Below are 350 nucleotides of genomic sequence, written 5' to 3'. Positions count from 1 at the left end.
TTACCAATGATCGCCAGTTGGCCGGATATGCAGCCGGGGGATCAGGAGCTGTGGTATAAACAGGGGCTGGAGTATGAGGGATTAGCAATAACTGTCAGACCATTTAGACGATCCGATATCGACATCACCTATAAGCGTGACTTTTTTCTAAGAAAACAAAATGATAGAACCTTTGATCCGGTTGTTTATATTAATGAATTAGGGCTTTTTTTTGTTAAAGCCACCAGGAAATTAAACCGATTCCCACCCGTAGAGAAAAATGATCCTCATCGGTTTGATGAGGATGTTAATAGTTATTACTGGGCAGAAGTTAACGGGAGGATACCCGTGATATTTGACTGTCAGTGGTT

At 41.7% G+C, this 350-nt stretch carries 1 protein-coding gene; it reads left to right on the top strand.

Annotated elements, in window-relative coordinates:
• A partial coding sequence (locus YALDO0001_RS19525) for a hypothetical protein (protein WP_050773556.1) occupies positions 1 to 350 on the top strand: 350 nt, incomplete at both ends.

This window comes from Yersinia aldovae ATCC 35236, assembly GCF_000173735.1.
GTDB lineage: Bacteria > Pseudomonadota > Gammaproteobacteria > Enterobacterales > Enterobacteriaceae > Yersinia > Yersinia aldovae.
This window is presented reverse-complemented; position numbering and strand designations above follow the sequence as displayed.